The organism is Pseudomonas psychrophila HA-4 (assembly GCF_000282975.1).
GTDB classification, from domain to species: Bacteria; Pseudomonadota; Gammaproteobacteria; order Pseudomonadales; family Pseudomonadaceae; genus Aquipseudomonas; species Aquipseudomonas psychrophila_A.
On the sequence record NZ_ALJC01000089.1, the window covers coordinates 41140 to 48447 of the forward strand.

The window sequence follows — 7308 nt, forward strand, 5'->3', positions numbered from 1 at the left end:
TGTTCCGAGGGGATAGGAGAAGTCGCTTGATATCTAGTATGACGTCTGTCGCACCTGCTTGATCGCGGCCGCGATAGCTAGATCGCGTTGCTCCTCTTCTCCATCCGCGTTCCAAGCTGCGGAAAGGCACCCATAAGCGTACGCCTGGTCGAGCAGGCGACGCGGATCGACGTCCAGCGCACGAGAGAATGCGTCCGCCATCTGTGCAATGCGTCTGGGATCGAGACAAAGGTCGTCTCTGTCAGCCGGATCGTAGAACATATTGGCGGCGCCAAAGCCCACTTCACCGACCAGACCGACGGGATCTATCACCAGCCAGCCGCGACTGGAGAACATGATGTTTTCATGATGCAGATCGCCATGTAGCCCACGCAGTTCCGAGGCATTGCTCATCATTTGATCGGCTATAATCGCCGCGTGGACGTAGTCAGTTTGACAACCTGCGTTTTGATCATCGCGCGCCCGCTGAAACAAAGCTGCAAAGCGATCCCGGATCGGGAGAAGGGCAGAAGGCAGGGGTTCCTCAGATGCGGCATACAGCTTCGCCATTAGTTCCGCTGCAATTTCGGTCGCCTGGTAGTCGCCGTGCTCGGCAACGATGTGAGAGAGCATTCGCTCCCCGGCATATTCGAGCAACATCAGATTGTTCTCACGACCGAGCAACCGGACTGCTCCCCTCCCATTGCGCCATACCAGATAGTCGGCCCCGCGCAGTTCATCAGCAATGTCTTCTATAGGTTTCAATCCCTTGACGATTGCAGGAGTCCCGTCTGGCAATGAAACTTTCCAAACGAGGCTGGAAAAGGTGTCCGCAATGAGAACAGGTTGCGAAACGTGCCAATGAGCAGGAAAAACAGGCGGCATGAACATCAACCCCAAGTCAGAGGGTCCAATCGCAGATAGAAGGCAAGGCGTTCGCGGTCGGGGGCTTCGATCCCCAATACATTGAATAGGACAGCGAAGGCGCGCTCTGCTTCATCTGGCGCTGCCCAGTTCTCTTCGGCGTTAGCAATCATGAGTGCCAAATCGGCATAGCGATCTGCTGTTCCGAGCCGCCCAAGGTCGATCAGACCCGTGCATTGAAGAGTTTTAGGGTCCACCATGAAGTTCGGCATGCAGGGATCACCATGGCAAACAACCATATCGGTGCGCTCTTGGTCGAGCCGCACCGGTAGCTCTCGTTCGACACGAGCCAAAAGATCGAGCTGCGGCGTACTCTTGTCCTCGTCCGGTAAGAAGTCGGGATTGACGGCATTGCGGGACACCACATCAACGGCGCGTCCGAACATTCGCGACAGCCTGCGCTCAAACGGACATTGATCAACCAATAGGCTGTGAACAGCGCCAAGTTGCTGCCCCATTGACGGCCACGCTTTGAGCAAATCCGCTCCAGACAGATCAGCCGCCGGTACTCCCGGAATTGCCGTTATCACCAAGCATGCACCCTCCTGTTCCTCCTGCCAGTTGATCACCTCGGGGCAAGCCACACCTCGACCTTTGAGCCAAATGAGGCGGTCACGCTCTCCAGCGAGCTCACCGCGGCGGGAAGCAGGTGCGATTTTCGCGAAGGCATGCCCGTCACCACGTCGAAAAACAAAATCACCAGATTCTCCGCCTCTGACAGGCAACCAGTCAGAATGCGATTCACCAAAAAAAATATTAGTTCGATTCAATGGAGGTTCCTTCAGTTTTCTGATGAAGCGCGGAGGTGGCTCAACCTGCGAAAAGAAACGAGTTGCTACGTAAGTCCGAGAACATGCTTTCCATGGTCTCTGAGCTCGCCTTTGGGACCGACATATCGGTAGAGAGTGACGCGCTCGATGCCGAGTTCCTTGCAGAGATCGGAAACTGAAGTATCGCGCTGGGCCATGGCGGCTTGCGCGAGACGCACCTGAGCTTTGGTGAGCGCGAATTTTCGTCCGCCCTTGCGACCGCGCGCTCTCGCGGAGGCGAGACCCGCCATGGTGCGCTCTCGGATCAGATCCCGCTCGAACTCGGCCAAGGTGGCGAAGATTCCGAACACCATGCGACCGGACGCAGTCGTGGTGTCGATCTGAGCGCCCTTTCCAGTCAGAACCCGCAGGCCGATCTTGCGGTCTGACAGCTCCTTCACCGTGTTGACCAGATGGGCAAGCGATCGTCCGAGGCGATCGAGCTTCCAGACCACCAGCACATCGCCGTCACGCAATGACTTGAGGCAGGCAGTCAAGCCAGGGCGATCATCACGACCGCCGGAAGCAAGATCATCATAGATATTGTCCCGTTCGACACCTGCGGCGCGCAAGGCGTCGTGCTGCAGGTCGAGAGACTGCGAGCCATCGGCTTTGGAGACGCGGGCATATCCGATCAGCATGTATCACAAACGTTGGTTTGAGGCGGCGCTTCGGCCACGATTGCATTGACCTCTGGAAATGTATCTCAACCAGCTTCATAAACAAAGCGTCTTGAACGCTATCAGATTTTGAAAAAGGAACATGTATGCCGCGTCGCGTCACTCTAACCGATCGGCAGAAAGACGCGCTGTTGCGCTTGCCGACTTCACAGACGGATTTGCTCAAGCACTATACGCTGAGTGATGAAGACCTTGGGCATATCAGGCTGCGTCGGCGCGCTCACAACAGGTTCGGCTTCGCCCTGCAATTGTGTGTCCTGCGCTATCCCGGCCGGGTGCTGGCTCCAGGCGAACTGATCCCTGCAGAGGTCATCGAATTTATCGGAGCGCAGCTTGGCCTGGGTGCCGACGATCTCGTAGACTATGCTGCCCGCGAGGAAACACGGCACGAGCATCTTGCCGAGTTACGGGGGCTCTACGGCTTCCGCACCTTCTCCGGACGTGGTGCGAGCGAGCTGAAGGAATGGTTGTTCCGAGAAGCCGAGATGGCGGTGTCGAACGAGGATATCGCCCGTCGCTTCGTAGCCGAGTGCCGACGCACCCGCACTGTCCTTCCCGCGACATCCACGATCGAGCGGCTTTGTGCCGCGGCTCTCGTCGATGCCGAGCGACGCATCGAGACGAGGATCGCCAGTCGGCTGCCTATGTCGATCCGAGAACAGTTGCTGGCATTGCTCGAGGAGACGGCTGATGATCGGGTGACCCGTTTTGTGTGGCTGCGCCAGTTCGAGCCTGGCTCGAACTCTTCGTCGGCCAACCGGCTGCTCGACCGGCTCGAATATCTGCAACGCATCGATCTCCCCGAGGATCTGCTTGCCGGCGTTCCTGCCCATCGGGTGACTCGTCTGCGCAGGCAGGGTGAACGGTATTATGCCGACGGCATGCGCGATCTCCCGGAGGACAGGCGGCTTGCGATCTTGGCTGTTTGCGTCTCGGAATGGCAGGCGATGTTGGCCGACGCAGTGGTCGAAACCCACGACCGGATCGTCGGCCGTCTCTACCGTGCTTCGGAGCGTATTTGCCATGCAAAGGTCGCAGACGAAGCGGGGGTGGTGCGTGACACCCTGAAATCCTTCGCCGAGATCGGGGGCGCCCTGGTCGATGCACAGGATGATGGCCAGCCGCTGGGCGATGTCATCGCGAGTGGGTCAGGGTGGGACGGCTTAAAAACCCTTGTTGCAATGGCAACCAGGCTGACCGCCACCATGGCCGACGATCCGCTCAATCATGTGCTCGACGGTTATCACCGCTTCCGCCGATACGCTCCACGCATGTTGCGCCTGCTCGATCTGCGAGCTGCGCCCGTTGCACTGCCGCTTCTGGAAGCGGTGACGGCCCTTCGTACCGGTTTGAACGATGCCGCGATGACCAGCTTCTTGCGGCCCAGCTCGAAATGGCATCGCCACCTTCGGGCCCAGAGGGCTGGCGACGCTCGCCTATGGGAGATCGCGGTGCTGTTCCATCTGCGCGATGCGTTCCGCTCCGGAGATGTCTGGCTTACTAGGTCCCGGCGCTATGGCGATCTGAAACACGCACTCGTTCCGGCACAATCCATCGCGGAAGGCGGTCGTCTCGCTGTGCCATTGCGGCCGGAGGAATGGCTGGCAGACCGGCAAGCTCGCCTCGACATGCGGTTGCGCGAGCTTGGCCGTGCCGCTCGCGCAGGCACGATCCCGGGCGGGTCGATTGAAAACGGCGTTCTGCATATCGAGAAACTCGAAGCCGCCGCGCCGACAGGCGCCGAAGATCTGGTGCTCGATCTCTACAAGCAGATCCCGCCCACGCGCATCACCGATCTCCTGCTGGAGGTGGATGCGGCGACCGGCTTCACCGAAGCGTTCACCCATCTGCGCACAGGAGCACCCTGCGCTGACCGGATCGGGCTAATGAACGTTATCTTGGCGGAAGGGATCAACCTCGGCTTGCGCAAAATGGCGGATGCGACAAACACCCACACCTTCTGGGAATTGATCCGCATTGGACGGTGGCATGTCGAGGGCGAAGCCTATGACCGGGCGCTGGCCATGGTGGTCGAGGCACAGGCAGCGTTACCCATGGCCCGGTTCTGGGGCATGGGCACGTCGGCTTCGAGCGACGGACAGTTCTTCGTCGCTACAGAGCAAGGTGAGGCCATGAACCTGGTCAACGCGAAATATGGCAATACCCCGGGCCTGAAAGCCTATAGCCACGTCTCCGACCAATATGCGCCGTTCGCAACCCAGGTGATTCCTGCAACGGCAAGCGAAGCGGCTTACATCCTCGATGGCCTGCTGATGAACGATGCTGGACGCCATATCCGCGAGCAGTTCACCGACACGGGCGGCTTCACCGATCACGTCTTTGCCGCATGTGCCATTCTCGGCTACCGGTTCGCTCCGCGCATCCGCGACCTGCCATCCAAACGGCTCTACGCGTTCAATCCGTCGGCCGCCCCGGCGCACCTGCGAGCGTTGATCGGCGGAAAGGTCAACCAAGCCATGATCGAGCGCAATTGGCCCGACATCCTGCGCATCGCCGCCACCATTGCTGCCGGGACCGTCGCGCCAAGCCAGATTCTGCGGAAACTCGCCTCCTATCCGCGGCAGAACGAGCTCGCGACAGCCCTGCGGGAAGTCGGTCGCGTCGAGCGCACCCTGTTCATGATCGACTGGATTCTGGATGCCGAACTCCAACGGCGTGCCCAGATCGGGCTCAACAAAGGCGAAGCTCATCATGCGCTGAAGCGGGCAATCAGCTTCCACCGCCGCGGTGAAATCCGCGACCGTTCCGCCGAAGGCCAGCATTACCGCATCGCCGGCATGAATCTGCTCGCCGCCATCATCATCTTCTGGAACACCATGAAGCTCGGCGAGGTCGTTGCAAACCAGAAACGCGATGGAAAGCTGCTATCGCCCGATCTCTTGGCCCATGTTTCGCCGCTCGGATGGGAACACATCAATCTCACCGGAGAATATCGCTGGCCAAAGCCTTAGCGTAGGATTCCGCCCCCTCCCGCAAACGACCCCAATTACGTGGGTCATTGTTGTTCTCCTTCTCAGTGGCCCATGAGTTGATCAATGGCGTCAGGTTTATCGTGAACACCAAAGCGATCCACGATAGTGGCGCTGGCCTCGTTTAAGCCCAGCACTTCGACTTCAGTACCTTCACGGCGGAACTTAATGACTACCTTGTCCAGGGCTGCAACAGCGGTGATATCCCAGAAGTGTGCACGATTCAGGTCGATGGTTACCTTGTTCAGGGCTTCCTTGAAGTCGAAGGCTGCGACGAACTTGTCAGCCGAGCTGAAGAACACCTGACCGGTGACGTTATAGCTACGATGCTCGCCGGCTTCGTCCAGCGAAGAACTGATCGCCATGTAATGGCCAACCTTGTTGGCGAAGAACATCGCAGCCAGTAGCACGCCGGCTAACACGCCGAAGGCCAGGTTGTGGGTGGCCACCACGACCACCACGGTGACGACCATGACAATGTTGGTCGACAACGGATGCTTCTTCAGGTTGCGCAGCGAATCCCAACTGAAGGTGCCGATGGACACCATGATCATCACTGCCACCAGCGCAGCCATTGGGATCTGCTTCAGCCAGTCGCCGAGGAAAACCACCATCAGCAGCAGAAATACGCCTGCGGCAAGAGACGACAGGCGAGAACGACCGCCGGATTTCACGTTAATGATCGACTGACCAATCATCGCGCAGCCAGCCATACCGCCGATCAGACCCGAAGCAATGTTGGCCACGCCCTGGCCCTTGCACTCGCGGTTCTTGTCACTCGGGGTGTCGGTCAGGTCGTCGACAATGGTCGCGGTCATCATCGACTCCAACAGACCGACCACAGCCAGTGCTGCCGAATAAGGAAAGATGATGGCCAGCGTCTCGAATGTCAGCGGCACATCAGGCCAGAGGAAGATCGGTAGCGTATCCGGCAGTTCACCCATATCACCGACCGTGCGGATATCCAGACCAACCGACATGGCGACGGCGGTCAGCACGATGATGCACACCAGCGGCGATGGGATGAGCTTGCCGATCTTGGGGACATAGGGGAACAGATAGATGATGCCGAGGCCTGCGGCTGTCATGGCGTAGACGTGCCAGGTGACATTAGTCAGCTCGGGCAGCTGAGCCATGAAAATCAGGATCGCCAGTGCATTGACAAAACCGGTCACCACCGAGCGCGAGACGAAGCGCATCAGCGATCCGAGCTTCAGGTAGCCAGCAGCAATTTGTAGCACGCCACATAGCAGCGTGGCGGCCAGCAGATATTCAAGACCATGGTTCTTGACCAGAGTCACCATCAGCAGTGCCATGGCACCCGTTGCGGCCGAAATCATGCCTGGGCGGCCACCGACAAAGGCGATCACCACAGCGATACAGAAAGAGGCGTAAAGGCCGACCTTAGGGTCAACGCCAGCAATGATCGAGAAGGCGATGGCTTCAGGGATTAGGGCCAGTGCGACCACAAGACCGGCGAGGATGTCGCCACGGATGTTGGATAACCAGGTTTGTTTTAACGAGTGGAGCATCAGAATTCCCAAGGCAATGGATCGCGCAGCACAGCATGGCGCAGGCCAAGTGCAGCTGGTCGATACGAGGTCAAATGTCGGATGTAGAGGAGCTGTGGCGGGTGTTAAAACCTAAAGCACAGCAGAAAGCGACCGCTGGCAGAGCAAGCAGTCACAGATGATGCGGGGGGGCGAAGCGCTATGGCGGCGTAGGCAGCCAGATCATGTTTTGCAGGGTAAGCATGAGGTCTTATCGAGTGTCTTTAGTAACTCAATGGCCGCAACAGTCTACAGGAAGAGGGCAATTTCTGCGAGTCACCCCCGGACTAGGGCGTCCTGTTTGGATGTCAGCCTGAGCTATACCCTAACTGTGTCATTTTCAGAAGACGACTGCACCAGTTGATTGGGCGTAATG

5 protein-coding genes are annotated in these 7308 nt (G+C 58.6%); 1 reads left to right on the forward strand and 4 read right to left on the reverse strand.

Annotated elements, in window-relative coordinates; all coding sequences use genetic code 11:
• Positions 1–33 precede the first annotated feature (33 nt).
• From B347_RS0113235 to B347_RS0113245, 3 genes are all read right to left on the reverse strand, one after another.
• Positions 34–870: an aminoglycoside O-phosphotransferase APH(6)-Id gene (locus B347_RS0113235; protein WP_000480968.1), complete on the reverse strand. Its 837-nt coding sequence runs from the start codon at positions 868–870 to the stop codon at positions 34–36.
• The gene (gene aph(3'')-Ib, locus B347_RS0113240; RefSeq protein ID WP_010794532.1) at positions 870–1673 is read right to left on the reverse strand and encodes an aminoglycoside O-phosphotransferase APH(3'')-Ib; all 804 of its coding nucleotides are present in this window, start codon (positions 1671–1673) and stop codon (positions 870–872) included. The genes B347_RS0113235 and aph(3'')-Ib overlap by 1 nt, the downstream gene beginning before the upstream one ends.
• Before the next feature lie 65 nt (positions 1674–1738).
• A complete protein-coding gene (locus tag B347_RS0113245; protein WP_000904906.1) occupies positions 1739–2353 on the reverse strand; it encodes a recombinase family protein in 615 nt (204 codons plus the stop codon).
• Between the two features lie 125 nt (positions 2354–2478).
• On the opposite strand from B347_RS0113245, the gene B347_RS0113250 reads away from it, so the two are divergent.
• The gene (locus B347_RS0113250; protein WP_019410178.1) at positions 2479–5364 is read left to right on the forward strand and encodes a Tn3 family transposase; all 2886 of its coding nucleotides are present in this window, start codon (positions 2479–2481) and stop codon (positions 5362–5364) included.
• 62 nt (positions 5365–5426) lie between these two features.
• Here the strand turns inward: B347_RS0113250 and B347_RS0113255 are convergent, their stop codons facing one another.
• A complete protein-coding gene (locus B347_RS0113255; protein ID WP_003090759.1) occupies positions 5427–6914 on the reverse strand; it encodes a SulP family inorganic anion transporter in 1488 nt (495 codons plus the stop codon).
• Positions 6915–7308 lie beyond the last annotated feature (394 nt).

What these genes read in the sequence shown, in the direction of transcription:
- B347_RS0113235 (WP_000480968.1), bottom strand. Translation starts at nt 870, where the DNA reads ATGTTCATGCCGCCTGTTTTTCCTGCTCATTGGCACGTTTCGCAACCT.
- B347_RS0113245 (WP_000904906.1), bottom strand. Translation starts at nt 2,353, where the DNA reads ATGCTGATCGGATATGCCCGCGTCTCCAAAGCCGATGGCTCGCAGTCT.
- B347_RS0113250 (WP_019410178.1), top strand. Translation starts at nt 2,479, where the DNA reads ATGCCGCGTCGCGTCACTCTAACCGATCGGCAGAAAGACGCGCTGTTG.
- B347_RS0113255 (WP_003090759.1), bottom strand. Translation starts at nt 6,914, where the DNA reads ATGCTCCACTCGTTAAAACAAACCTGGTTATCCAACATCCGTGGCGAC.